Source organism: Bradyrhizobium sp. USDA3516 (assembly GCF_057651995.1).
On the sequence record NZ_JBYGYN010000035.1, the window covers coordinates 1 to 375 of the forward strand.

General features: G+C 69.3%; 1 pseudogene. It reads right to left on the reverse strand.

The window, feature by feature from the left end:
- Positions 1–375, reverse strand: a pseudogene (locus AC24YW_RS36630) (DUF1522 domain-containing protein); the annotation flags it as partial.

Genomic DNA, 375 nt, shown 5'->3' on the forward strand with positions numbered 1-375 from the left:
GATGGTGCCGGTCAGGGCCGTGGTGCCGTCGCCGGCCGTCGCCGCCGTGCCCGTGAACGCGCCGATGGTGGCGCCGAGCGTCGTGGTGCCGGTCGCCGCGGTGGTGCCGCCGGCTGCGCCGCTGAACAGCACGTTGCTGCTCGCCGTCGCACTGGCATAGGAGGTCGTGCCGCGCAGGTCGGCCGACGTCGCACCGGAGATGGTGGTGGAGACGTTCGACTTGGTGGAATAGCCGACCGTGGTCTGCAGCGCCTGGTTGGCAATCGACTTGGCGCTGTCGATCAGCTTCTGCAGCGAGGTGATGCCGGTGTTGGCAGCCTGCAGCACCTGCACGCCGTTGGCGATGCCGTCGAGCAGGTTGTTGATGTCGCTGGC